A 26,528-nucleotide genomic window follows, 5' to 3' on the forward strand; every position below is an offset into this window, starting at 1 on the left:
TTATGGGGTACAGGTTGGTGTAACAATCAAGAAATCGGATTACCATTTATAGACATCCTTTCTAAGTCGAACATGATAAATAACTACGGCCTTATTTTCAGTGTCAACCTGATAAATTACACGATAATCTCCAATTCGCAAACGATAGCTTGTCTCCGAGCCTTTCATTTTTCTGGATTGAACTGGAAAAGGGTTATCAGCAAGTCCTCCAATAGCATCAAGAATCTTTGGAATGAATTGTCTGTCAATTTTTCTCAGATCGTGTTCTAACGAACCTCTTGGCTCAATTTTATAAGAGCCCATCGGCTTTTAACCTTTTTTTAAGTTCTTCAAGACTAATAGCTGGTTCGTTTTTGCGCTCTGCTATGACTGTTAGATCGTGAATATCTTCTAACAGCTCTTCATAATCCTCAAGCGGTAAAATAACAGCTGTCTTGTTACCTGATTCATCTACTATAAATTGAGTGTCCATCATTCACTCCTTTCGTAAAGCGCTTTAAATCAAATAGGGAAAAATCAATGAACTGAATATATCAAGGCCTTTTACCGCTGTCAAGCAAGTATAATTCATAGTTACCAGGATGCCTGAGAATAGAGATTTTTGGGCCATGCAGGAGTCATGGTCAATGAAAGGGGCAAGATATAAGGGATCTTCATATTCCAATCGTAATGAAAGGTTCTTCAGAAGGCGTCCTGTTTGCTGTAGCTTGGATTAAGCGATAACGAATCCACCTTTCCCTGGTTGCGTGCGTTTACGCACAGGCAGACTGGAAATATTATTGGTGGATTCGGCGTAAAAACCAACGCCTTAATTGTTCGATTGAGCCTCACGACGAAGTCCACCCTACTCATAATTTAAGTACAACCAAAACGGAAGGTATTAACATTCCGTTACTGAAAAGAAGCCGTTTGTTACTACTGATAGGGAATTCTTGAAAATTTCCGAGGAAATGGATTTGGTACTATACGATGGAAAAGTTTAATGAGTTTCTGTTTGACAATTAATTATAAGATGTATAACATCAAATAAGACATAGCTAATAAATCATATATAGATATTGAGGTAAGACAATGAAGACATTAGTAAGTGATCGGGGGCAAGTAGTTATTCCAAAAAAGATACGGGAAACTATCCATATCGGCAAAGGTGATGAGTTGGAGGTTGAGGTTGTCGGAGAGACCATTGTTTTAAAGCCAATCAGGAGATTTAAAGCCAATAAGTGGCAGGATTATGCCGGAATAGGAGAAGGGATTGTGTCCGCCCATCTTAAGGACAAGAAACTTGCAAAAGATATGAATCTGCCTGTTATAACCGATGATCCTGAATTTAAGAGCGTCGGAAATATTATTAAAGTCATACCATTAACATCATAAGAGACCGGTATTATATGAATATCGCTGAAGATTTTTTATGAGGAACTCTGAATTAAGCACAGAGTAAAGCAGTTATCTCCAAAGGTTCAATCGAGATTAGTTGGAGTGGAAATAGGGATTAAATGAAAATGATTAAAAGAGAGGACATAGTATCTGAGAGGGGTAGGTCATCCTTGATTAGTGATTTAATTTTTTTCCCGTAACAATTAGTCAGGCAATTAAGATGTCACCATATCTGATTTTAATTTGACAGGGGTACAAAATGGGCAAGCACGTTCCAAACGATTATACCTGCATCCTTACGCCGTTTTAAAATCGGCTCCCCATCATACGGAAGCACTTTACAAAGAAACGAATAAGAATTTTGATGAAATGAAAAAGAGTGTTATGGACTTGTCATACCAGCTTGGCAGATTAAGAGGTAATCGCATAATGCCGCTCAGTGAAATTCTAATTGCTGAATTGGGTAGGGTGCCGGAAGATGTTCAAAATATCCTCTTGTCTTTAAAGGATGTTTGGATCAAATCTCTATGAAGTATGCTGTAAGGAAAAACGTTGTCTGGTAACGCTGGATTTGGATTTTGCGGATGTAACCCGCTTTCCTCCAGGTTCATCAAGTGGAATAGTTGTCATTCGTATTCACCGGAATCCAAGTTTTGCTTTACTGGAACAACTGGTACGGCAATTTCTGCAGGCACTCACTCAAATCCCGTTGAGAAGAAGCTTTGGGTTGTTGAGGTTGGTCGAATCAGGATTCATCAGCCGGAAGCAGAAGGAGGCTAATGAATCATATATAATATTGAGGTAAGACAATGAAGACATCAGTAAGTGATCGGGGGCAAGTGGTTATCCCAAAAAAGATACGGGAGACAATCAAAAGAATTAGAGATTTCTTTAATTTTATCACATGTGTATCGTAAAATATAACGCCTGTTGTTTCTTCTTTGTGAACAAAAATCCATTCCCTAAAGTCCTTGTTTTCTGTTAAAAGTAGTGCCTGAGTATGATTTCACAAAATTTGACGAAAGGGTATCCTCCTCTCATGCTCTACGTTCTCTTCTTTTTACAAAAGGCTTTTAATTTATCGGGGGGAAATGTATTAATTACGTTCTTTGCCTCCAGCCATCCCCTGCGCGCTATTCCCACGCCCAATTCAATCATCCACATCTGATCCAGATGGTGGGCATCCGTACTAATTGAAATCATGGCTCCTGTCTCCTTGGCCTTTCTGCAATTGATGTCGTTCAGGTCGAGGCGGTCATAAAAACAATTAATCTCAAGGGCTGTACCCGTCTCTGCGCAGGCCTCTATGACCTTATCCAGATCTACTTCATATCCCTCACGCTTACTGATCAGGCGTCCTGTGGGATGGGCAATGATATTCACATACGGATTGCGAATTGCTGCAATCATTCGCTCGGTGATTTTTTCTTTTCCCTGTTTAAACCCGCTATGGATGGAGGCTACAACAAGGTCAAGTTTTTCTAATATTTTGTCTGGAAAGTCCAATGACCCATCGGCCTTGATGTCCACCTCTGTTGCCTTAAGCAAGGTAAAACCTTTAAATTTTTTATTGAGTTTATCGATCTCCTCAATCTCTTCAAGCAGTTCATCATCTTTCAGACCATTCGCCACATGAAGCGACTTTGAGTGATCAGAGACCACAAGATATTTATAGCCCATCTTCATAGCATGCCTTGCCATCTCTTCGAAAGTAGGAATACCGTCACTCCAATTAGAGTGATTATGGAGATCTCCCTTTATATCGGAAATCTCGATGAGTTTTGGCAATTTTCCCGCCTGGGCAGCCTCAATCTCCCCCCTGTTTTCACGCAACTCGGGCGGTATCCAATCCATACCTAAAATCTTGTAGATATCGTCTTCTAACTGCCCGCCGATTTTTTTGTCTCCCTTGAAAATGCCATACTCACTGATCTTTAATCCCTTCTTCTTGGCGATCTCACGGAGGTGGATATTGTGCTCCTTTGAACCGGTAAAGTACTGCAACGCCGCACCAAACTCATCTTCACGAACAACCCGTAAATCTACCTGCACACCCTCCTCTACACGCACGCTTCCCTTGGTATCACCTGCCGCCAATATCTGCGTTACCCCCCGCATATTCACAAAAGATTTGATAATTTCCGTACCTTCTGTACCAGAAACGAGGATATCGATGTCTCCAATTGTTTCCTTCATCCTTCGCAACGAGCCCGCCGCCTGGATGTCCCTGATCTGGGGATTATGCCTCAACCCTTCTATAATCCTTTTCACAACAGGATACGCCATTCCAATGGATATACGCTGCTGACTCGTCTTGAACAACTCAATTCCCTTAACTATGTTTTCAATTTTCTTATCACCGATCCCAAATAACCCTTGTAATTTATCCTCTTGTAAGGCTTTCTCAAGGTCGTTCAAACTGGCTATACCTAATTCCCTGTTTAACATGGCCACGGTTTTTGGGCCCAAACCAGGTATCTGCATGAGGGCAACCGTTTCTTCAGAAACGCCCTTCATTACTTCCTCATATTTAGACATCTTTCCTGTGTTTATATATTCAACAATCTTTTCGGCCGTACCCTCTCCTATACCGGGGATATCTGTCAATTTTTCTGCCCTTGCGAGATCCTCTATATCCCCGGTTAAATCACCAATTACCCGAGCGGCCTTCCGGTAAGAATTTATGCGGAAAGTATTCTCCCCTTTAAGCTCCAACACATTGGCAATCCGTTCAAATAATGCCGCAATCTCGTGATTTTTCACTTAAGGAATACTCCTGATCTTTTCACTACCAGACAAAAGAATTCAATGGATTTTTTTAAGCGTCCAGACCATGAACAGCCGCATTCAGCCTGACACCTGTTCCTGACAGGTGAGGGCTGATCACCGAACGTCCCTGAGAATATCTGATTACACCAGAGGATTATACCAACAACCGTAAAACACATCAAATTTTATTTATTGACATGCACACGACACTTTCGCATAATCTAAACGTTTTAAAAAATTTGATTAATAATTTCGGCCACTAAGGGGCAAAAAACACGAAGCTATGAACTCTTTGTGCCATTGTATCTTTGTAGCAAAAAAGGATTTTCGCAAAAAGGAGATGATACGAAATGGGTGAACAGGTGATTGGTATTATTGGAGGCAGCGGTCTTTATAATATTGAAGGAATTGAGGGTGTAAAATCTGTATCGATCGATACACCCTTTGGCAAGCCTTCCGATAGTTTTACCATAGGTTCCCTGGAAGGTTGCCAAGTGGCTTTTCTGCCGCGGCACGGTAAGGGACATACGATCTTACCATCAGAACTTAACTTCAGGGCCAATATTTACGGGATGAAAAAACTGGGCGTGGAACACATCATTGCCGTTAGCGCCGTGGGAAGTATGAAGGAGGAAATCCAGCCCCTCGATATCGTTATTCCAGACCAGTTTTTTGACAGGACACGAGGCAGGATCAGCACGTTCTTTGGTGAGGGGATTGTGGGTCACGTAAGTTTTGCTGATCCGGTATGCGGGGTGCTTGCTGATACATTGTTCAATGCCGCTAAATCAATAGGTGTCCGTGTACACAAGGGCGGTACCTATCTTTGCATGGAAGGTCCCTTATTCTCTACCCGTGCAGAATCGAACGTATACCGGCAGTGGGGAGTCAGTGTTATTGGTATGACGAATCTTCAGGAGGCAAAGCTGTCGCGAGAGGCAGAGATCTGTTATAGCACCCTGGCCATGGCTACGGATTATGACTGCTGGCATGTAAGCGAGGAGGCAGTAACACTGGAAATGATCATTGGAAATTTAAATAAAAACGCCGAAACTGCAAAACGGATTCTTAAGGAGGCCATTCCAAAAATTGACAAAAAAAGGACGTGTTCCTGTGCAACGGCAGTACAAAATGCCATTGTAACCCACAAAGACCTTATTCCAGAAAATACCAGGAAGAAACTCGAAATTATCTTTGGTAGATATCTCAGATAGTCTCTATTGCATTAGAGAAAAGCTTGCTAAAAATTTTTGAAGGGGAGAACATCACATTACTATAAACTTTTGAGCATGATTCCCGCCCCAAATCTCCCCGTTTCCGTGTTCTGGTGGCGGTATGAAAAAAATAGTGTATGATTACAATGAGTACACATCTGTGCAACTTCTATATTCCCCCTGGGGATACCCATTTGCATCAGTTGAGTCTTGTTTGCCTCCCATAAATCGAAATAACCCTTACCATCAGGAGTTCTGTTATTAATATAGCCTTTCTCATTATGAAAGGCCTCCTCAATTTGAACGATAGTTTCATGGCCGATCTCATAACAACACGGACCGATGGAAGGGCCAATTCCCACAAGAATATCTTGAGGCGAACAATTGAATTTTTCCCGCAATATCTTCACCGTGTTGTATGCTACCATGCGAACCGTTCCCCTCCATCCTGCATGGGCAACTCCAATTACCTTTTTCTTCGCGTCAAAGAATAAAATAGGAACGCAATCGGCCTGGAGAACCACAAGGCAGATATTGGAAGTGCCAGTCACCATAGCGTCAGTGGCGCTTATTGCTGTGTCATAATGAAATGCGCCACTGCCTATTAACTCCTTGGGTACGATTTTTACATTACAGCCATGGACTTGCTGTGCGATGGTAAAATTACTCAGGGGAATTTCAAGGGCTGAGGCGAGCCTCTTGCGGTTCTTGAGCACTAGTTCCGGATTATCACCAACATGAAATCCCAAATTGAGTGAATCATACGGTGGATTACTAAGGCCACCATTTTTCGTGGATACAAAATGGCAGATTTCTCCGTATTTTAGCAGATGCTGAAAAAACCATAGCGGTAATGAGTTTATACTTTTTGCGATCATGTATTGAAACACTATTATGATAAAAAACAAGGGCGTTGAGTTCATAAAACTCAACGCCCTCTTTTACACGAATAGTATGATGTAATCAACAAAATACTAGACGGCCTTTTCACCTCTTTCGCCTGTACGGATACGGAGCACATCCTCGACTGGAGAGATGAAAATCTTCCCGTCGCCGATGCTCCCTGTCTGGGATTCCTTTGTAATACACTGAACAATTTTTTCTACTTCATCATCAGAAACAACCATCTCAATCTTCACCTTCGACAACAAATCAACCCTGAATGTCCTTCCACGCCATTGCTCGGTTATTCCTCGCTGGGCGCCATGTCCTTTTACATCGGTGACGGTCATACCAGGATAGCCTAATTCTTCCAACGCGTCCTTGACAATGGATAGTCGCTCTGGTCTTATTATTGCCTCAATTTTTTTCATGTACAAACCTCCTTCATAATTTTAATGCCCTAATTTCTGCTGCAACAAGTCGGGTCATTTTGTTCTAAGTATAACAGGACAATAAATAATTACGTGCTTTCGGTTTCGTAATAGTGGTAAGCAATTTCTTTGTGTTGAGAAATATCCATACCAGCAATTTCTTCCGATTCGCTTGGCCTCAAACCAACGGTTGCATTTACAAACCAGCCTAATAGCGTTGTTATACCAAAAGACCATGCCCATGCGGCCAGGATACCAATCCACTGTTTTCCGATGATAGCAACGTTGCCGTAAATTAGACCATCAACCCCGAGAGGGTTTACGGATGTGCTACAAAAGATCCCGGTAGCAAATGCACCCCAGGTTCCGCCCATAGCATGCACCCCAATTACGTCAAGGGCATCATCATATCCCAAAGCCTTTTTCATCTTTGTTACACAATAGAAGCAAATCAGCCCTCCACCAACACCTATTGCAATTGATGCCATAGGGCCAACAAAACCAGAGGCCGGTGTAATGGCAACCAGACCCGCTACGGCGCCAGAACAAGCGCCAAGGATCGTTGGTTTCTTATGATGTATCCATTCCAGCACAGACCAGGTAAATCCCGCGGCTGCCGCTGAAGTATTGGTGACTACAAACGCGCTTGCAGCAAGGCCATCGGCAGCAACTGCGCTTCCGGCATTAAAGCCGAACCAGCCAAACCACAGCAAACCAGTACCCAACATCATAAACGGCAAATTATGGGGAGGTTTTATTTCTTTCGGGAACCCTTTCCGTTTCCCCACAAGCATCATCAGGGCGGCACCTGAGGCGCCAGAACAAATGTGAACCACGGTTCCACCTGCAAAATCCAATGAACCAAGCTTTAATAGCCAGCCATCAGCTGCCCAGACCCAATGCGCCATAGGTGCATAAACTGCTCCCGTCCATAAAAGGACTAATAATAGCCAGCCATTAAATTTAAACCGTTCAGCAAAGGTACCCGTCATCAGTGCAGGGGTAATAATAGCAAACATACATTGAAATATCATGAAAGTTAAATGAGGTATTGTTGTTGCATAGAGGTCACTTGGCGCCTGCCCAACAGCGCCTGCCCCCAACCCACACCATTGGAGACCGCCAATAAACCACGACCCCGGAGCGAAAGACAGACTATATCCCCAAAGTACCCATTGCACACTTACGATGCACATGACAATAAAGCTCAACCACATCGTATTTACCATATTTTTCGCCCTTACCATCCCCCCGTAAAACAAGGCAAGGCCGGGCGTCATAATCAAAACCAATGCCGCCGATGTGAGCATCCATGCATTATTACCCTTATCGATTTCCGGTACATCAGCTGCCAACGCATTTGATGCAAATAGCATTATCATCGACAATGCAAAAATCGATGAAATGCCTAAAAAGGCCCCTTTTCTCATAAACCTCTCCTTCTTAAAGTTATAAATAAACTCCTCACCACAAAACCGCATACAAAGTGACACCATGAAACAAACGGTTTTCCACCGGATGAAACAACCACTTCATAAAGCTGAATTATTTCATCCTACCACCCCCTTCCTCTAAAAAACTTAGTTTTCGCACGGTCTAAGCTTTATTTCCCACAGGTAACCAGCCAGACTATCCATGTCTTTTTGCAGAAAGAGAGAAGGCTCTTTTTCCTTCATTCGGTCAACGACGCTCTTACATCTCCGTTTTGAGTATAATAACGATACGTCCGATATCTTTAACGGGTTGTGACAGGGTACACAGTTATTCATATATACACCTTCAGTAAAGTCGGCAACATCTTTCTTCGAAATCTCTTTGAGCGACTCAAATTCGGCAAGTTTTCCTTTATCAATTTCGCCTTTTTGGTATTTTTTAAATAAATCAATTATCTCCTGTTCGTCCTGTGTAAATCTTTCTTCCTTCTCCATCTGCATCCTGTTAAATACATGCAATATATCCTCCTCAACCCAATTTTTATGAGAAAATATATATTCCAAAATATGGCATTGACCGCACTTCTTGCTCAGGGTTGCTTCCATGTTTTCTTCGGAATGTATTACTGATTTTAAAATTCCCTTATCATCTTTATTTGCCGAAATCAACAACTTTGCATCTGTGGGAGAACTTATGATCGTTATGCCCTCGGCCAAAGCGATATAAGGCATAAGACCAAAAAAGCTTTTCTCCCTTCCTATTTCAATCTCGGTATTATCCCTGTAATAAAAAATACGTCTGCTTATCTCGTCATAAACTACTTCCTTTGGCAGTACATACAATCTTTCTTTGTATCTCTTATGATTGGCAATATTTCTGGCGCCTTCATCAAGCACTAACCGGATATAAACTCGTTTATCTTTGATAATTAACGATTCTTTCCGTACGATACTGTCCTTAACGGCAATCTCCTGATTATTTTTTTCTGAAATCCCGTTAACTACGTAATTTTGAGAAAATACGGGAAAAGGCAACAACCCAGGAATGAGCAACGGCGCCACAATTACCACAAGATAAAAATACAGTTTATGATTATGCATAATTAAACTATAAGCCTTATCTCTGTAAGCGTACCACAAAAAATCATGGAATGAACGAGGAAGCCTACCATAAATCAACGACAAACAGGTACTAATTTATCTTTGTACACCACTGCACCAACATAGGGCATACAACATCGTTATGCTCTTTCAGTCTGACAGGAGATAAATTGCATATCTCAACGAGAGGTAATTAGCACTAAGCATACCAAATTATAATTTATATACAAAAAAATATTTTAATAGTTTACTAATAAATATATTAGAACTTATTTTAAATTTTAAAATATAAATTTGCATGACATTTGCTAAGCTTGTCCCGGTGGCCGATTTAAACCAACAACATCGCAACCCGGCGACACAACAGATTTTTGTCTTTTTATGACCTGTAATTACAGGAAAGACCTAAGGAATGACAAAATTTTTCCCAGAAAAGGCTTTTTTCCCGAGAAAGGGATTTTGAGTTTGAAACGAAATCAGTGTCTGAGTAATACAGTAAAAAAAGAATTAAAAATAGGGAAAGGTGCCAGGAGAGAGCAAAAAACTTATTTGTCATCACTAAAATCAAAGAGAAAACAAACAAGTTCTTTTTTAGAAAGGGTTTTTGAATTTTTGGGGCAATTGAACAATTCAATTCATAGTTCTGCAGTATCTCAATAGTCCCCAAATCAAATTCCAGGATAACAACTTGTACCATGTTCATAAATATCTATTCCAGAACGTTCGATATTGACAGGTACCCTCAGCCCCAGGAGGCGCTTCATAACAAAGAAAAACAAAAAACCTACAGAAAAACACCAGGCTATCAATGTAACACAGGCTATAAACTGTGCTAATAATTGCCAGCCAGAACCCGTAATCAGACCTTTTACGCCACCATACGTCCCGTCGGAAAAGATACCCACTGAAAGCAAACCCCAAAGACCATTTGCCCCATGAACCGAAATGGCGCCCACCGGGTCATCTATCTTCAGCCTGGTTTCAATAGTATACAAAGAAATCCTTGTGATTAAACTGGCAACAACGCCTATGATAATTGCAGCCCAGTGTGGAACATATGCCCCGGATGCCGTAATTGCAACACAACCTGCCAACGCACCATTACAGGTCATAATAACATCCGACTTTTTTGTCATGCAAAATGAAAGATAAAGGAGGGTTATAGATCCCGCCGCTGCCGAGAGAAAAGTATTTACCGCAATAATCGATACGCGAAGCTCAGTAACCGCAAGCGTACTTCCCGCATTAAAACCAAACCATCCAAAGATCAAGGTAAGAGTCCCTATTACGATATAGAGCAGGTTGTGGCCGTGAATCACATTAGGACTGCCGTCCGGATTATATTTTCCGTACCTCGGCCCCACCATCCACGCAGCGACAAATGCAATCAAACCGCCAATTCCATGTACGATCCCTGAACCTGCAAAATCTCTGGCGCCCACACCAAATGGTAACAACTCCAGCCAACCCTTACCCCACATCCAGTGTCCAAATACAGGATAAAATATGCCACACAAAAAGATACTGTGAATTACATGTACATGAAACTTTAATCTCTCTGCCACAGCGCCCGTGACGATTGTACAGGCAGTTGCGGCAAACATAATCTGGAACATCCAAAGTACCGATGTGGATACATCGTAGGAATCCCCAAGCAAGAGGAATCCGCTGTAACCGATGAATTGATTCCCGCCCAAGAGTCCCGGCGCCAACCGTGAACCACCGAACATAAGGCCAAAGCCAAAGAGCCAAAAAACAAATGCACCGACACAAAAATCTATAAAGCTCATGGCCAGATAATTGAGCGTATTCTTCTTTTGAATAAAACCGGCGCCAAGGAACGTAAACCCCGCCTGCATATTAAAAACCAAAAAAGCACTCAGCAATGTCCATGCAAAGTTCACCGAAAATTTCAATCCCTGGATACTTTCGGAATAGGTATTGGCGCCACTCGGGTCCCCGGCAAATACATCGATGACGTGGAAAACCAGCAGGCCACACAGTAGGACGAATAGAAAAGTATATCTCTTCAATTTTCTGCTTCCATGAAAACTGCTGATATTGTCCCGCTAAAAGCGGGACAATATCAGCAACACAACGCCGGACTTTATGACACGGCGCTTAGATTGCCGCCTCGCCAGACTCTTTAGTGCGGATGCGATATACGTTTTCTACGTTGAAAACGAATATCTTTCCATCCCCAATGCTTCCTGTCTGGGATTCATTAATGATCGTATTAACAATTTTATCCACGTCGGTATCCTTAACGGTAATCTCAATTTTGATCTTTGACAGGAGATCAACCCGGTATCTTCTTCCACGCCATACCTCACTGATACCTTTTTGGCTACCATGTCCTTTTACCTCGGTAACAGTCATCCCCGGATATCCCAACTCAGTCAAAGCATCCCTGACGATGTTAAATTTCTCCGGTCTAATTATAGCCTCGATCTTTTTCATGAAAAAACCTCCATCCATTCAAATACTATCTGATTACATTAAAATCACAAATGCAGTCTATTTCCTCATTTTGTCTTGTTTTTTTCCGTCTTTATCCTTGCATACACCCATCGGCCAAGTTTTTCTGAATAAATCTTCTCTCTTTCTCTATCCTTACTTAAAGCTTCTTCGAGCAGAGATTGCTGTTCTCGTTCCTGCTCCAAATCAATTGCGGCTTCACCTGTCAGAGGCGTAAGGAACTCTTCTTCAACAGGATAACAGGGAGAACCGTGAATATGTATATCAACACCTTCATGTTCCGTAAGTTCTGAAACCCTTAAACCCATGGTATATTTTAACGCGAAGAATATTGCTGCGCCCCATGCAAATGCCCATGCTATGGCAACGATTGTTCCAATAAATTGAGCAAGCAGCTGCCATCCCGATCCCATTATTAAGCCATTTACTCCCTGATACGTACCATCAGCAAAAATACCGATAGCCAGCATGCCCCAGATGCCGTTTGCAGCATGGACGGCTACTGCGCCGAGTGGGTCGTCGACTTTAAACACAACCTCAACCAGCCATAAAGCACCCCTCATAATCAACCCGGAAAGAAGTCCGATAACAGCAGCTGACCAGGGGGCAACATAAGCACATGGAGCGGTAATGGCAACCAAGCCAGCAAGCGCGCCGTTGCAAATGAAAGGCACATCAATATAACCCGTTAGTGCCCATTGTACAAAGAGCATTATGCTAGCGCCTGTTGCGGCCGCTATAAAGGTATTCGTTGCGACTACCGATATGCGCAAATCAGTTGCAGCAAGCGTACTCCCGGCGTTGAAGCCGAACCAGCCAAAAGCAAGCACCAAAGTCCCTATCACCACATAGACAAGATTATGACCTGGAATAGCATTCGGCGTTCCGTCCGGATTGTACTTTCCTTTTCTAGGTCCCAATATCCATGCCCCCACAAATGCCATAATTCCACCAATTGTATGGACACAGGCGCATCCTGCAAAGTCTTTTACTCCTGCGCCAATTGGAAGCGCGCTTAACCATCCACCACCCCACACCCAATGTCCATATATTGGATAAATTAAGCCACACATCATGAAACTATATATGATGTACGGTACAAATTTCATCCTTTCAGCCACGGCTCCTGCAATAATCGAAACAGTCTTTGTGGCAAACACCATCTGGAAGAGCCAGAACATAATGGTTTGGACATCATATGATCTCCCGCTAAGGAAAAACCCATCCCATCCGATAAAAGAATTACCATACTCTAGTCCAGGCACCAGCTTAGAACCCCCAAACATCAGGGCAAATCCGAAAATGTAGAAAACTACCGCACCGAACGTGGAATCGATAAAACAATGTGCCATATATCCCAGCATGTTCTTTTGCCTTAAAAATCCACCTAAAAAGGCAAATCCCGATTGCATGCTGAAGACCAAAAAAGCCCCCACCAATGTCCAGGTAAAATTAACGGCATATTTCAATCCGTCAATACTATCTGTATAAGTTGCTGAACCATTTGGGTCGTTTGCCTCAATAATCCCTAATCCGAACGTAAATATTCCCAAAGTTATAACTAACAACCACATACTTATCATTATTCTATTATTGGTAACAAATTTCATAAATTTCGCCCCTCTCCTCGCAAAATACTACCTTTTATCCAAATTAATTACAACAAATTAAATAATTTTTTTATTTTATATTAGCCCACCTCCCTCTGTAACCTTTTGCACAAAATGATATTAAAAACATAGGGTATTTACTAAACTAATCTAATAGGAGCAATTATTGTTCCCATGATGCCTTAAGAATATCTACAAGGTATTTTACAACACATTTTGCACTTTATATATTCTTTATTAATGAAGAGATACAATTTATTTTCACCACGACATTATCGTCATGAGCATTACTTATTGAAGATATTGGCATTGTTCACCATTCTTAACCTCTTTCCTCAATCCTTTTCCATAATCTCTTTGTAAAATTGGAGTTATAGAGTGATCTCAAATTACAAACCAAAAATATCCCACTGGCTTATTCCAGCCACAATGAATTATAACCCCCTTAATTAAAAAAGTTTTTTAAATTTTCATTCACAAATAGCTTAATTTTTGGTACAAATGAAAAAGCGCTGGTGTTGGGGAAAAGCCTTGGTAGTAACCGGCTCAGTTTTGGGCTTATCTGAGCAGCTTCGGCACCGGCGCACTTCTTATTTATTATTATTATGACCACCGCTGAAATTGAAAAAATAGACCGCCAGGCCATCGAAAAGATAGTCGATGGACGCCATAAGATAAAAAAAGAGATTGCAAAGGTCATCGTAGGGCAGGAAGAGGTAATCGATTATCTCCTCATCGCCCTCTTTTGCAAAGGGCACTGTCTCTTTGTGGGGGTGCCGGGACTTGCCAAGACATTGCTGGTAAGCACGCTTGCAGATGTCTTAAACCTAAAATTTAACCGCATCCAATTTACTCCCGATCTTATGCCCGCAGACATTACCGGCACTGACATCTTAGAACAAGACCATGCCACGGGAAAAAGGTTTTTTAAATTTATCAAAGGCCCGATCTTCTCCAATATTCTCCTTGCCGATGAAATCAACCGTACACCTCCGAAAACACAAGCAGCGTTGCTTCAATCAATGCAAGAATACAAGGTTACCGCTAGTGGAACCACATATGCCCTCAATCTTCCTTTTATTGTATTCGCAACGCAAAATCCCATCGAGCAGGAGGGCACATATCCCTTACCAGAGGCACAACTGGACCGATTCATGTTCCAAATCGACGTCAAGTATCCCTCCAAAGAAGAGGAAATAGAAATTGTACGAACTACAACATCCCCTTTTAAACCAACAGTTGCCAAAATCTTCAGTCCCGAAGAAATAACGAGCCTTCAGGACCTCGTAACAAGGGTACCTGTAGCCGATTATGTGCTTGAATATGCCATAAGATTAGTTCGTGCTTCGAGGCCAACTGACCCAAATGCACCCGACTTTGTTAAAAAATGGATTAGTTGGGGGGCGGGACCCCGCGCTTCTCAATATCTCATCCTTGGGGGCAAGGCACGTGCATTACTCGACGGCAGATATGCAGCCACTTGCAATGACGTTCGGGCAATTGCCAAACCTATACTGCAACACCGCATCATCACGAATTTCAATGCAGAGGCGGAAGGAAAAACATCCTTGCACATCATTGAGCAATTACTCGACACCATAAAAGAACACCTATAATATATACGAATTTAAAGAGACAAACAGATGTAGTCCCCTTAATTCATTACTTATCTAAGACAAATTAACTCTATGCCAGAAAACCCCTTCGACCCTGTAACACTCTCAAAGATAACCAACATGGAATTACGTGCAAAACTTCTGGTAGACGGAGTTTTGTCCGGTATTCACAAAAGCCCCTATAAAGGTTCCAGTATCGAATTCCTTGAGCATAAAGAATACTCGCCGGGAAATGAGATAAAACATATCGATTGGAAGGTACTGGCAAAGACAGATAGATATTACATCAAGCAGTTTGAGGAAGAAACGAACCTCAAATGTTACATATTCATCGACAGCAGTGGCTCAATGGGATATAAATCAACCGGTATCAGTAAGTTTGAATATGCTGCTACCCTTGCGGCTTCACTGGCGTATTTATTATTGAAGCAATCCGACCTTGTTGGGCTGATCAGCTTTAGCGACAAGGCGCTGCAATACATACCCCCGAGGTCACGCCTCACACACTTGCATGTCTTGCTGAATGCCCTCACGGAATTAAAGACTGCGGGGAGATCAGACACCAGTGCCATATTAAACGAATTTGTCGAAAAGATTGGCCGCCGTTCTTTAATCATTATCATATCTGATTTTTTTGATGACACAAAAAAAATAATCCATCAGTTGAAATATTTCCTGTTCAAAAAAAATGAGGTTATCTTGTTTCATATACTTGATCCATATGAGCTAACGTTCCCTTTTGAAACGATTACCTTTTTTGAATCAATGGAAGATGAGAGGCGCATTTTGGCAGACCCTAAATCCATGAAAGACCAATATCTTTCTGAGATTAACCACTTTATTGAACAATTCAGGCAATCCTGCTTTGAAAATCAAATCGATTACTGGCTTATCGATTCTTCGACTCCGCTAGATCAGGCGCTTATCAAGTTTCTGGCAAGAAGAGAAACCTCTTTGCGCCCAACTCACAAGGGCTGATACGAAACAGTTTACGTGCTATGGAAGGTAAGCAATAAGCGTTGCATTTTGATAGGTATTTTTTATCTTTGATTTTTAATTTTTATAAACATGCTCTCCTTTCTTAATCCCCTTTTATTGTTGGGCATACTGGGTGCAAGCATCCCCATCATTATCCATCTCATAAACAAGAAAAAGGCCGTCTCGCATAAGTTTGCAGCCATTGACTTTCTCCTGGAAACAAAAAAACGCATCTATGTAAAATTCAAACTTCGCCAGTTAATCCTTTTAATCCTCCGGGCTTCCCTGCTCGTCTTCCTTGCAACGGCCCTTGCAAGACCACTTATAAGAAACTTCGGCGGGGTCGCGGAAAAAAACATCCCTACAAGCAACGTTATTATCATAGACGACTCGTACAGTATGCAGTATTCAGACCGTCACGAACCGTTTTTTGCATCTGCCAAAACTGCCGCAAAGAAGATCGTTGATACCCTGACAAAAGACGATGATGCCGCTGTAATTACCTGCTCCGGCATAGCATCGCAGGTCCTGCCTGAACTCGATTACGATAAAAAACACCTTTTAGACTTCCTAGAGCAATCACAACCCAGTTATACAGTCACCCAGATTGCACCTGCATTGGATGCGGCAGTTGAAATTTTAGCAACTGCCAGGACATCAGTGAAACGGATATTTCTGCTTACTGATATGACACGAAATGGCTGGGACCCTGCCTGGTTCAAGGGTGGACAAGAAAAATTGAAAAGACATGTATCCAGGATTCATATCGTGGATATATCAGAAGGCAGAAAACTCAAAAACATAGCCATTACTCAAGTTGAACCCAAACTAACCATGTTAGAAAGAATTTCAGAAGGCCGTATCAAAGCAACCGTATCTAATTTTTCACCTGCACAGGCCAAAGATCTTTTAGCACAAGTGTTCGTTGGCGGGGAAAAAGTAACGCAGGGCTTTTTTAATATCGAAGCCAGTGCATCAGACACGAAGGAATTTTTCTTTACCGTAGAAAAAGGGAAGGTTCATCAGGGTTGGATTGAAATTGCCGCGGACAATTTAAGCGTGGACAACAAACGATATTTCACGATAAATACAACACACAAACTGGATACATTGTTGATTGATGGCGATCCCAAAACAAATATCTACGAAAGTGAAACCTTCTATCTTGAGAAGGCATTAAACCCGGGACGTGAGCACGTATCTCCCATCAAACCAGTAATATGTTCAATACACGAAGTCAATAACATTACCTTTGCCAATTTTAATATTATCTTTTTGTGTAATGTTGAAACCCTACCATCTGACAAAATCCGCGAGCTTGAAAAGTTTGTAAAAGAAGGCGGATCGGTTGTTTTTACCCTTGGCAATAAGGTAGATGCCGATTATTATAATAATTCATTTAGCGCCCTTCTGCCCCATCGACTCTACACTACAAGAACTTTTTCCAGTAGCAGCCCGCTATCGGAAGAACAGCCACTTAGCCTGAAGGCTGCAGAACCCATACACCCTATTATACGCATCCTTCCCGAAACCCAAATGAATACATTGTCTTCGGCAAAGTTTTACCGGATATTTTATGTTGACCCAACACCGCAAGGAACTTGTAAAACAGTACTTTCCTTTTCCGACAATACCCCGGCTCTTATTGAACGGCAGGTCGAGCGGGGAAAGGCGGCGCTTTTTACGTCGTCGATAGATCGGGATTGGACGGATTTACCCGTAAGACCATTTTTCCTTCCGCTCATACAGCAACTGTGCAGATTTGTATCGGGAAATGTCTTCGAAGAGGTACAAAATGAAATCCTGGTCAGACACGATTGGCAATCCCCCTGTCCCGGAGATATGAACGCTATAGAAATAACCAATCCTGAAGGGGCAAAAACCGTCCTGCAACCAGGCATCGTGAATAACGAAAAATCCTTTTCATACAACGAGACAAATATGCCAGGGGTTTATGCTGTTACCGTGGATGGGAAGCCGCATCCGCAATTCCCCGCGTATTTTCCTGTGAATATAGATACTACCGAATCTAACTTGGACAAAATAGATCAAAAAGAAATTACGGCCTTTATGGGTGGTACAAACCTCACCATAACAACCTCACATATCGGCGAAGCACACGACGTACTCCTCGGAGAAGCCAAAAAGACCCTTTGGGGCCTCATCCTCTTTCTCACCCTATGCATCCTCTTCATCGAATCATTTGTTTCCAGAAAATAATTTAGCCACAAAGATTATCTCCTTATGCCGTTTTTCGTCGTGTTGATGACCCGCAAAATTTAATTCTTGCCTGTTGTTACTAATCTTGATGTATTTTTCAGTTTGGATCCAATTTAAATTGGATTTATGTTGACTTGAAAGCTGATTGCCTTGATAATATATACATTCCGCTGAGATATCAAAAATTGCCAACCTCTAAAACGACAATTAAAAAGCGAAGAAGATAGCAAGACACCCCAAGAGAGTTATTGAATATCCTGCGTGTTTAAACAGGCAAAGCAAGGTCTTGATAAGACAAAGCTTATTTTGCTTACCTTCCTTTGGTAGCTTCAAATGAAAAGCATTTCTACGAATGATTAAGAATCACGGTCTTATAGTTTTGGCGTGAGGGACAATTTTACAAAAGGAGAACAATCCATGAGGAAATTGATTGTGTTAATGGTTTTGAGTTTATTTACGTGTGGTGTTACAAAAGCAACAGTTGCAGGCGATATTTGTGGGTATGTGTACGATACTAATAATAAAGGTTTGCCTGGAGTTAAGATATCTAGTAAAGACGATTATAAAGTTTATAGTGAAAAAACGTCTGCTAGTGGCAGTTATTACCTTTCTTTAAGTGTTGGAAGTTATACGCTCACATATGAAAAAGAAGGTTACCAAACACAAAGTAGTGATGTAAGTTTATTAAAGGATGAAAAAAAATATTTAGAGATGGTTGTTATGGTCGCAAACCCAATTCCGACTAATTAAAGGCATTTTATTTCAAAATAATTGAAAGGAGTCTTATGGAGCAGTTCATTAGCAGAACGGAGAAGATAAAGGATGGTAGTATCATCCTGGAAGAAGGCAGTTGGGCTTATTACGCTTACGTTTTACAATCCGGTAGGGCCAAGGTCTGGAAAAACATCAATAACAAACCGGCGCTTGTTGGCACGTTAAAGGAAGGGGATATTTTTGGGGAAATGAGTTTCTTTGGTATGGCGAAAAGAACCGCCTCTGTGACAGCAGATGGCGATGTAATAGTAGGCATGATCACCAAAGACACCTTTATGGACGCTGTTAATAAACTCCCGAAAGAATCGCGTGTCAAACTCGACAAAATGACGCAAGACCTCTTATACCTTAACGATGCCTATAACCGTTTGACGAATTGTATACGTGAGATATCGGATATCAAAGGGCGGATGATTGATCCCAAGCTTTTTGAGAAAGAGGTCGAAAACATGCCAGATCTCTTGCGCGAAGTAGTGGGCCGGGCGAGTAAACGTTTTATTTCAGCTATAGACGGAAGTATAAAACTCATGACGCAACTGGAAGAAGCCTCCAGGACTATCGATTCATTATCTACGACACTGATTCAAAGATGTGAATAAACATGCATGAAGCAAAAGCAATTCAAGTGTCAGATATCAGGTAATGTAGTGGATGTTAAAGGTAAATCCGATTGAAGCGGCACGGTTAAGCCTCAAAAAACTTGAAGCAGTAAGCAAAACAGGCTGTCTGGGAATACCAATAAAACACTTATTCTTGGACAGCCTTTTGTTTTGTTATGCCATAGATTGAGAGAGGGTATAAACTCAAATTTAGGAAAAAGGGAATGGAAAACAATACTATTAAATTTCCAACTGAAAAGGCGAAGCGGATTGTTCTGTTTTGCGACCTCAGGAATTCAACAGATATATTGATGGATTTCGAACATGGTATCTACTGTGGCATTGAAAGTTCAGGAGTAAAACCCTTTACCTATGCAGAATTTATTATGGACGTCCATGAAACGTCCTATAAAGAACTCTATTTAGGGCATGAAAACACCTATGCAGAAATATATGGTGATGGTGTGATGGGAATATTTCCGGAAGATAATGCAAAGTACATTTTAGAAAATATTTATAGGCTTACAAAACGCATGCGCATTTATAATGATTCCCAAAGCGAGGGTGTCTTTAAACCCAGAATCGATATCGGTTTTGGCATTACGGTAGGAGGGGTTTCGTTTGTTTATTACCCACTGGATAAACGCCATCATCCGGTAGGACGATGTATTCATGAGGCTGCCAGAATTGAAGGACTATCGAGATTATATGATGCCAGGGTTTTGATTTCTGACCGGTTTTTTAAATTTGCTGAAGGTTACATTCATACTGACCAGAGGTTCTCTTATCGTTTCATTGACCGGATTATACTAAAGGGCTTCAGGGAACCCGTTACCCTATTTGAACTTCTTATTGACAATGACCCCAGATTTGAGATTAAAAAAAACTCCATGAAAGAATATTCGGAGGCGTACTCGAGGTATTGCAGAAGAGAATGGGGAACAGCAGCGGAACTCTTTCAGAAAATCTACCAGGAATATGGATTAGGTATAGGATCGGTTATGGCAAAAAGATGTAATATCCTTTCAAAGAGCCCCTCCAATACAGATTGGAATGGAATATGGAATATGAAGGATAAATAGTAAGCGTTCACAATTTGAACTGGAACGATAAAATATTGTCATGGTACAATATTATTCCTCAATATCCGTTAATTTCATTTAAGTCAGAATTATTGCCCGCACTTATCGAATGGCAACGAGGCAAAGGGCAAACAACATTCAATTGTCAGGTCTCTATAAACCTTGCGGATGATGAGCAGTTGATGAGAATGATGATTGATACCGGATTTGATATCGTTTTTATTGGAATTGAGACGCCGAATGAAGACACTCTGATCGAATGCGGCAAAAAACACAACAAAAACCGCAACTTAATTGAAGACGTAAAACGCATACACCGGGCAGGATTGCAGGTAGAAGGAGGTTTTATTGTTGGGTTTGATAACGATATGCACTCCGTCTTCCAGCAACAAATTGATTTTATTCAGAAAAGTGGGATTGTAATGGCTGTTGTTGGGATGCTTCAAGCGCTGCCTGGCACGAAACTTCCCAAACGTCTGAGACAGGAAAATCGTGTGCTAGGTCAAATATCCTGGAACAGTATAGACGGTGGAACAAATATTATCCCTGCGATGAGCCTTGATGTCCTACGGGAGGGATACAAAAATATCCTGCATCACATTTATTCTCCAAAACACTACTATCACCGCCTCAAGACCTTCTTCCGGGAATATAACCCTCAAAAAACTGAAACCCCACAGAACTTCGGGTACATCCTGGCATTGTTTCGTTCAATCTACCACGTGGGAATCATAGGCAAGGAACGATTCCATTATTGGAACTTCTTGTTATGGACATGCCTTAACTATCCAAAGTTGTTCCCGCTAGCCATCAGACTTGCAATTTACGGTCACCATTTCCATAAAGTCTGCGAACTACACATCTTTAAGAACTCGTCATTGCCAACCAAATACCTGAAAAATAATTCCGGGATAATTCACGATTATACGGACAGGTTGTTTGAAAGACCTCAGGTAGTTACTCAAAACAGGATACAAAATGGTGATTAAAAAAGCCGGGAACTACGTCTCAATACGAATTATATTTAGCGATTTTTAATGAACAAAAACTTCTAAAACGAAGTCGTCGGGAGAATGATTCTGGTATTAAAACGCCCGAAAAACGGTGATGAAATCATTAAAACGGGAGAAAGCCTTTTAATATATGATAAAGCTGATAGTAGTAAGGCATGGAGAAAGTATATGGAATTACGAAAATATATTCACAGGATGGACGGATATTGATTTATCAGCTCGTGGAGTTGCAGAGGCAAAACAAGCAGGGAAAATTTTAAAAAAGAGGGATATGTTTTTGATATAGCCTTCACTTCCATACTTAAAAGAGCAATTAAGACTTTGTGGTATATTTTAGATGAAATGGATTTAACGTGGATACCTGTATACAAAACATGGAGATTGAATGAAAGGCACTATGGCGCATTGCAAGGTTTAAACAAAGCAGAGGTGGCTAAAAAATACGGAGAAGAACAAGTCCTTATATGGAGGAGAAGTTATAATGTGCCTCCTCCTTCCCTTATGTTAACAGACGAACGTTATCCTGGCAATGATATAAAATATCAGGATATTGATAAAAAAGAAATACCTTTAACAGAGAGTTTAAGAGATACGATTTTTAGGTTTTTACCTTACTGGAATGAGGCAATATTACCTGCTATCCATGAGGGAAAAAGGGCTATCATTGTAGCTCACGGAAATAGTTTAAGGGCTTTGGTCAAATATCTCGATAATATACCAGACGACAAAATCACGGAGTTAAACATCCCTACAGGTATACCCCTCGTGTACGAACTTGATGAGAGATTAAAACCAACCTCGAAATATTATCTTGGAAATTTAGAAAAGATCATTCAAGCAAAAGAAGCGTAGGATAGTCATGAATTTCCTCCTGAAAGTAAACACGATACCAATCAAGTGTTTATCAAATTACCGTTTGTATTGTTGCTCCCGTGATTCGTCAATTGATTAAGTTAGTAGGGCGGAGAGGCTCTTCGTCCTACAGTTACAATTCAAAATTCCACGTCGGGCATGGACGTACTACCTTGCGTTTGCTGGTTTCGTGCCTCAATCCAACACAAACTTTGGTCCACGGTAGCTTACAACCCCACTTATTTAAGCAATGCTTCAGCGATGCGCATATCTTCTGGTGTGGTAATTTTAATATTTTCATCTGTACCAGGCACAATATACACGGGGTACCCTGCCTTTTCCACCATTTGCGCATCGTCCGTAAATTCTCTATCCACGTCCTGAAATTGATCGAAGACTTTTAGGATGAGTTCCCTTTTGAATCCTTGCGGTGTCTGGGCCATCCAGAGATTATTTCTTGGGACGGTCCGCTGGATGCGCAAATCACTTCCTGCCTCTTTAACGGTAGCCTTCATAGGTGCGGCAAGGATAGCGGCGTGGGATTCTCTTACCTTGTTTATAACCGCTTCGATGTGTTCTTTTCGTACAAGGGGTCTGACAATATCGTGGATCAATACGATTTCGGCATCAGCCCTCGTCTGGCAAAGCCCATTATAAACACTATTCTGACGTTTTTTGCCACCGGCAACGATTTTTTTTACCTTGCAGGCATCCAGGACATCCTGCCATTGTTCACGAAGGAATTGTATCTCAGCCTCACCAACAACAAGGATGATTTCACCGATCACGTCAGTTTGAGAAAACCGTTCAATCGTGTGGAGAAATATGGGTTTGCCATGAATCGGCAGGAAGGGTTTTTTGACAGACCCACCCATACGTAAGCCAAGACCCGCTCCAACTAAAACAACTGATACTGCCATTTTATATTCATTCGTACCATTTATGCTACTTCGTGGTTAAGGCATTACAAACGTTTTTTAAATTCTTTATACAGGTCTTCCAGAGACTGTGGAATAATCTTCACATCAGAGATAATAGGCATAAAGTTTGTGTCTCCATTCCATCGTGGCACAATATGGAGGTGGAAATGACCAACAAGCCCCGCGCCGGCAGACCTTCCCAAATTGATGCCAAGATTAAAACCCTCGGGTTCCATCATGGCCATAAGAAGCTCTTTCATGTCTCGTGTCAGCTTCATAATCTCCAGCATTTCCTGATCGGTGAGGTCCGAAATATCCGGCTTGTGCTTGTTCGGTACAATCATGAGATGGCCGCTATTATATGGATATTTGTTCAGGATACAGAAACACTCTTTGCCCCGATAAACAATGAGATGTTTTTCGTCCTGATTACTCTGAAAAGAGTTACAGAGGAAACAACCGCTTTCTTTCGGTTGTTCCTGAATATATGCGATACGCCATGGCGCCCAGAGATTTTTCATAGGATAATAGCCTGGATAAACCAGGATCAAAAAGGTTAAAAATCATAAATCAGGGTTTAGGAAATAAGGTTACTATCCACACCCGGCACAGGTAGAGGCTGTGCAACTTCCACAACCACCTGAACCGCCATCAGGAGTACCACTGCCACTTCCTCCCACAGATACCCCAAATACCGAAAATATCTTTTGAACATTACCACTCTGGCAGGACGGACAAAACAGTTTTTTCCGCTCTGATGCACTCCTGAAATATTCGTCAAATTTTGTATTGCATTGGTTACATTGGAAGTCATATATTGGCATAGTAAATTACTCCACAACTTGATATTTAAAGATTTCTATTTTATCTGAGATTCCAAAAACAAGATTTCGGCCTTGGTTTCATGGCAAATAAGACATGGGATTAACAGGCTTGTCTTTAACATAGATCTTAAAATTGACTTCTTGTGATTTGCCTGTACCCCCCGGATTCGCATTTGCTATGGGCTGTCCCTGCTCCACATAACTGCCTTCCCCCACAACCGGATTACAACAGCATCCGTATATGGTGCGGACTCCTCCCTCGTGTTTAATCACGATGGCACGCATGCCGTCATCCGCATCGGTGACGGCCTCGACGGTACCCTTTTTAGCGGCCACAACCTTTTGGCCTGGTTGTGGCAATATATAGATACCTGAATTTTTCACTCCATTCCTCGTTTCACCGAATTGCGACACAATTTGTCCTTTTACAGGCCAGATAAAACCACGGGCAGACACACCACCAGTAACATTACTTGTTGTTGATGCACAACTTGAGTGCGATGCAAACGATGTATAAGATTTTCCAGCGGTGGGGATGATAAGCTTCTGCCCCACTTTCAAGTCTTTTGTATTACCGATATGATTGGCCCGAAGAATTGTATCAACGGATACTCCGTAGTTTTTCGAAATGCGCCACAAGGTATCCCCTTTTTTAACTACATAGGTCGTCTTTTCGCCTGAAATGGAGGGTTGATAAGAAGCCCCTGACTTTTGACCTTCGATGGATCTCATTTCGCTCTCCAGAGGCGTCGGTACCTTTGACTTTTTGGGTTGTGAGGCACAGCCTCCGATGAAAGGCGATAAAAACGCAGCACATATGACAACAAAGTGTAGAAGATGATATTTTTTCATAGTGTATGGCAAATCAAATTTGGTTCTTTTTCGGTATTTTTCGGAAACTATACGCTTTGGAGCATGCCCTTTTGCGCAGATTCAAAAGTTGAAAAACCTGCATACTATTTTACAGACATGCATAACTAGTGAATTTTATCAGTGGTCATAGGCAAATTCAAGTGATATTAGTGAACAGAAAACCGGTTTGTTACCTTTGTCAATGAAGAACCTCCCTATTTTCAAAGCAAATCGACAGACAATTGGACTTACGCAAAACAGCGCCGTCACTGGGATGAAAAAAGTGTGGCAGGTCTTGCAGGTTGTAAAGCATAAAGATTGAATGATGCAGCGCTGCATCACTCAGTAACATCTTCAAGGTCATCCAGATTTATGTATAGGAATTGCCAGGCTGCGGGTAGAGAGCGAAGGGTCTCTTTGCTCTCCATCGGGAGAGTAACGAAGTTCTGATTTTATCACTATCCTGGAACATTTGATTATCGAAACTCCACTGCCTCATGTTTTGATACCCGCGGAGGAGGTGGCGGAGTCACGAGGGGATAGCCAACAGGTACTATGGCAACAGGACGGAGATTTTCAGGTAAATTCAGGAGATTGAATACCTCTTCCTCATCAAATGCGCCCACCCATACCGTGCCGAGCCCGTTTTCATGCGCTACCAGCATCATGCCCATAATACTGGCTGCGACGTCCTGAATGGAGTAAAGATATACACCCCTCTCTCCATATCTGCCAGAGATCCTGCTATCTGTGCAACCAACGATTACAAGGGGCGCTTCGGCAATAAAACTTTGGCCCAAAGCAGATGAGACAATTCCCTTTTTGAGTTTTGCATCTTTCACAAAAAGGAACTTTCTTGCCTGCAGATTCCCTGCACTCGGCGCCCATATCAGGGCATCTATGAGTTTATCAACAATTTCCCCGGAAATGTCCTTTTTCTGGAAACTCCTTATGCTCCTTCTCTCCTTAATTGCTTTTAAAATCTCCATAACCTTTTCCAGGTTAAAATTACATTTATATTCAGGATGGAAAAAACCCTTGTTAAAGCTTCAAAATGTTTAATCCTGACACAGGATCAAGCTCCCTTGCCGCATTGATTCCGCAGAGTTCGATAATTACAGCCTCAAGGACGAGAAATGTGCTAGAATTTTCCCTGAGGCATCCGACCTTTACCGCATCCTTTTTGCCGAATGCTGCATGTAAATGGACCTTTGGCTCGTTGTTCTGGTTAAATATGGTTCCGAATCCGACGACTTCGTGGCTTTCGCCAAGATCTCTCCACACGGGGGCAGGGGGAATCTCATCTTTTTCAGGCCCTACCACAATCTTCCCTTCACGCATGCCGCCTACCAGATAAAATGCAGCAGCGCTTATACCCTCTTTTTTTGCTATGCTACTGAGATTTCCAAGAACATCCTCTTTGTCTTCAAATCTTGCGACGACAACCCTTCCTGTCTTACCTACCTGATATTTCATCCCCAAAACCTCCATGCATAACTTTTT

The 26,528-nt window shown here is 41.7% G+C and carries 26 protein-coding genes and 1 pseudogene; 11 read left to right on the forward strand and 16 right to left on the reverse strand.

Annotated features, from left to right (window positions below):
- Window positions 1-39: 39 nt before the first annotated feature.
- Together BROSI_RS14045 and BROSI_RS14050 are read right to left on the reverse strand one after the other, a co-directional pair.
- Complete coding sequence (locus tag BROSI_RS14045; protein WP_082059218.1) at window positions 40-303, reverse strand: type II toxin-antitoxin system RelE family toxin; 264 nt, start codon at window positions 301-303, stop codon at window positions 40-42.
- Window positions 290-475, reverse strand: a complete 186-nt coding sequence (locus BROSI_RS14050; protein WP_052564427.1) for a hypothetical protein — start codon at window positions 473-475, stop codon at window positions 290-292. Before BROSI_RS14050 ends, BROSI_RS14045 begins: the two co-directional genes overlap by 14 nt.
- Window positions 476-1,071: 596 nt before the next feature.
- Between BROSI_RS14050 and BROSI_RS14055 the strand changes: the two genes are divergently transcribed.
- Both BROSI_RS14055 and BROSI_RS14065 read left to right on the forward strand, forming a co-directional pair.
- The gene (locus tag BROSI_RS14055) at window positions 1,072-1,374 is read left to right on the forward strand and encodes an AbrB/MazE/SpoVT family DNA-binding domain-containing protein (protein ID WP_052564428.1); all 303 of its coding nucleotides are present in this window, start codon (window positions 1,072-1,074) and stop codon (window positions 1,372-1,374) included.
- A gap of 511 nt (window positions 1,375-1,885) precedes the next feature.
- Window positions 1,886-2,182 (forward strand): DUF5615 family PIN-like protein, encoded by a 297-nt coding sequence (locus BROSI_RS14065; protein ID WP_052564430.1) that lies wholly within the window; start codon window positions 1,886-1,888, stop codon window positions 2,180-2,182.
- 239 nt (window positions 2,183-2,421) lie between these two features.
- On the opposite strand, the gene polX is transcribed toward BROSI_RS14065, so the two are convergent.
- On the reverse strand, window positions 2,422-4,140 hold the full coding sequence (gene polX / locus BROSI_RS14070) for a DNA polymerase/3'-5' exonuclease PolX (RefSeq protein ID WP_052564431.1): 1,719 nt from the start codon (window positions 4,138-4,140) through the stop codon (window positions 2,422-2,424).
- A gap of 356 nt (window positions 4,141-4,496) precedes the next feature.
- Between polX and mtnP the strand changes: the two genes are divergently transcribed.
- Window positions 4,497-5,360, forward strand: a complete 864-nt coding sequence (gene mtnP / locus BROSI_RS14075) for an S-methyl-5'-thioadenosine phosphorylase (RefSeq protein ID WP_052564432.1) — start codon at window positions 4,497-4,499, stop codon at window positions 5,358-5,360.
- A gap of 59 nt (window positions 5,361-5,419) precedes the next feature.
- Here mtnP and pgeF read toward each other — a convergent pair whose 3' ends face one another.
- From pgeF to BROSI_RS14115, 7 genes are all read right to left on the reverse strand, one after another.
- Window positions 5,420-6,283 carry a peptidoglycan editing factor PgeF gene (pgeF, locus tag BROSI_RS14080; RefSeq protein WP_052564433.1) on the reverse strand — a complete coding sequence of 288 codons (864 nt, stop codon included), beginning with the start codon at window positions 6,281-6,283 and terminating at the stop codon, window positions 5,420-5,422.
- Window positions 6,284-6,334: 51 nt separating this feature from the next.
- On the reverse strand, window positions 6,335-6,673 hold the full coding sequence (locus tag BROSI_RS14085) for a P-II family nitrogen regulator (protein ID WP_052564434.1): 339 nt from the start codon (window positions 6,671-6,673) through the stop codon (window positions 6,335-6,337).
- 89 nt (window positions 6,674-6,762) lie between these two features.
- Window positions 6,763-8,103, reverse strand: a complete 1,341-nt coding sequence (locus BROSI_RS14090) for an ammonium transporter (RefSeq protein ID WP_052564435.1) — start codon at window positions 8,101-8,103, stop codon at window positions 6,763-6,765.
- Between the two features lie 150 nt (window positions 8,104-8,253).
- Entirely contained in the window at window positions 8,254-9,207 is a 954-nt protein-coding gene (locus BROSI_RS14095) for a hypothetical protein (RefSeq protein WP_052564436.1), read from the reverse strand.
- 668 nt (window positions 9,208-9,875) lie between these two features.
- Entirely contained in the window at window positions 9,876-11,240 is a 1,365-nt protein-coding gene (locus tag BROSI_RS14105; RefSeq protein WP_052564438.1) for an ammonium transporter, read from the reverse strand.
- A gap of 88 nt (window positions 11,241-11,328) precedes the next feature.
- Window positions 11,329-11,667: a P-II family nitrogen regulator gene (locus BROSI_RS14110; protein WP_052564439.1), complete on the reverse strand. Its 339-nt coding sequence runs from the start codon at window positions 11,665-11,667 to the stop codon at window positions 11,329-11,331.
- A gap of 65 nt (window positions 11,668-11,732) precedes the next feature.
- Window positions 11,733-13,295 (reverse strand): ammonium transporter, encoded by a 1,563-nt coding sequence (locus BROSI_RS14115; RefSeq protein WP_052564440.1) that lies wholly within the window; start codon window positions 13,293-13,295, stop codon window positions 11,733-11,735.
- Between the two features lie 605 nt (window positions 13,296-13,900).
- On the opposite strand from BROSI_RS14115, the gene BROSI_RS14120 reads away from it, so the two are divergent.
- The 8 genes and pseudogenes from BROSI_RS14120 (at window position 13,901) to gpmA (ending at window position 22,429) form a co-directional block, all read left to right on the forward strand.
- The gene (locus BROSI_RS14120; RefSeq protein WP_052564441.1) at window positions 13,901-14,911 is read left to right on the forward strand and encodes an AAA family ATPase; all 1,011 of its coding nucleotides are present in this window, start codon (window positions 13,901-13,903) and stop codon (window positions 14,909-14,911) included.
- 120 nt (window positions 14,912-15,031) lie between these two features.
- Window positions 15,032-15,889 carry a DUF58 domain-containing protein gene (locus BROSI_RS14125; protein WP_230400694.1) on the forward strand — a complete coding sequence of 286 codons (858 nt, stop codon included), beginning with the start codon at window positions 15,032-15,034 and terminating at the stop codon, window positions 15,887-15,889.
- A gap of 90 nt (window positions 15,890-15,979) precedes the next feature.
- Complete coding sequence (locus BROSI_RS14130) at window positions 15,980-18,109, forward strand: vWA domain-containing protein (protein ID WP_052564443.1); 2,130 nt, start codon at window positions 15,980-15,982, stop codon at window positions 18,107-18,109.
- Between the two features lie 417 nt (window positions 18,110-18,526).
- Window positions 18,527-18,859: a carboxypeptidase regulatory-like domain-containing protein gene (locus tag BROSI_RS14140; protein WP_052564445.1), complete on the forward strand. Its 333-nt coding sequence runs from the start codon at window positions 18,527-18,529 to the stop codon at window positions 18,857-18,859.
- A gap of 35 nt (window positions 18,860-18,894) precedes the next feature.
- Window positions 18,895-19,482, forward strand: coding sequence for a Crp/Fnr family transcriptional regulator (locus tag BROSI_RS14145; protein WP_052564446.1), 588 nt, complete (start codon window positions 18,895-18,897; stop codon window positions 19,480-19,482).
- Between the two features lie 224 nt (window positions 19,483-19,706).
- Window positions 19,707-20,564 carry an adenylate/guanylate cyclase domain-containing protein gene (locus BROSI_RS14150; protein ID WP_052564447.1) on the forward strand — a complete coding sequence of 286 codons (858 nt, stop codon included), beginning with the start codon at window positions 19,707-19,709 and terminating at the stop codon, window positions 20,562-20,564.
- A gap of 14 nt (window positions 20,565-20,578) precedes the next feature.
- Window positions 20,579-21,553 (forward strand): B12-binding domain-containing radical SAM protein, encoded by a 975-nt coding sequence (locus BROSI_RS14155; RefSeq protein WP_230400695.1) that lies wholly within the window; start codon window positions 20,579-20,581, stop codon window positions 21,551-21,553.
- A gap of 154 nt (window positions 21,554-21,707) precedes the next feature.
- Window positions 21,708-22,429, forward strand: a pseudogene (gene gpmA, locus BROSI_RS14160) (2,3-diphosphoglycerate-dependent phosphoglycerate mutase).
- Between the two features lie 239 nt (window positions 22,430-22,668).
- Here gpmA and ispD read toward each other — a convergent pair.
- The 6 genes from ispD to BROSI_RS14190 all read right to left on the reverse strand — a co-directional run bounded on the left by ispD (window position 22,669) and on the right by BROSI_RS14190 (window position 26,501).
- Complete coding sequence (ispD, locus tag BROSI_RS14165) at window positions 22,669-23,349, reverse strand: 2-C-methyl-D-erythritol 4-phosphate cytidylyltransferase (RefSeq protein WP_052564449.1); 681 nt, start codon at window positions 23,347-23,349, stop codon at window positions 22,669-22,671.
- Between the two features lie 44 nt (window positions 23,350-23,393).
- Window positions 23,394-23,870, reverse strand: coding sequence for an HIT family protein (locus BROSI_RS14170; protein WP_052564450.1), 477 nt, complete (start codon window positions 23,868-23,870; stop codon window positions 23,394-23,396).
- Between the two features lie 72 nt (window positions 23,871-23,942).
- Window positions 23,943-24,173 (reverse strand): FmdB family zinc ribbon protein, encoded by a 231-nt coding sequence (locus BROSI_RS14175; protein WP_082059220.1) that lies wholly within the window; start codon window positions 24,171-24,173, stop codon window positions 23,943-23,945.
- Window positions 24,174-24,251: 78 nt separating this feature from the next.
- Window positions 24,252-24,905 (reverse strand): LysM peptidoglycan-binding domain-containing protein, encoded by a 654-nt coding sequence (locus tag BROSI_RS14180; RefSeq protein ID WP_162183245.1) that lies wholly within the window; start codon window positions 24,903-24,905, stop codon window positions 24,252-24,254.
- Window positions 24,906-25,501: 596 nt separating this feature from the next.
- Window positions 25,502-26,014, reverse strand: a complete 513-nt coding sequence (locus BROSI_RS14185; RefSeq protein ID WP_052564453.1) for a nitroreductase family protein — start codon at window positions 26,012-26,014, stop codon at window positions 25,502-25,504.
- A gap of 52 nt (window positions 26,015-26,066) precedes the next feature.
- Window positions 26,067-26,501, reverse strand: coding sequence for a PPC domain-containing DNA-binding protein (locus BROSI_RS14190; protein ID WP_052565860.1), 435 nt, complete (start codon window positions 26,499-26,501; stop codon window positions 26,067-26,069).
- Window positions 26,502-26,528 lie beyond the last annotated feature (27 nt).

The organism is Candidatus Brocadia sinica JPN1 (assembly GCF_000949635.1).
Lineage (GTDB): Bacteria > Planctomycetota > Brocadiia > Brocadiales > Brocadiaceae > Brocadia > Brocadia sinica.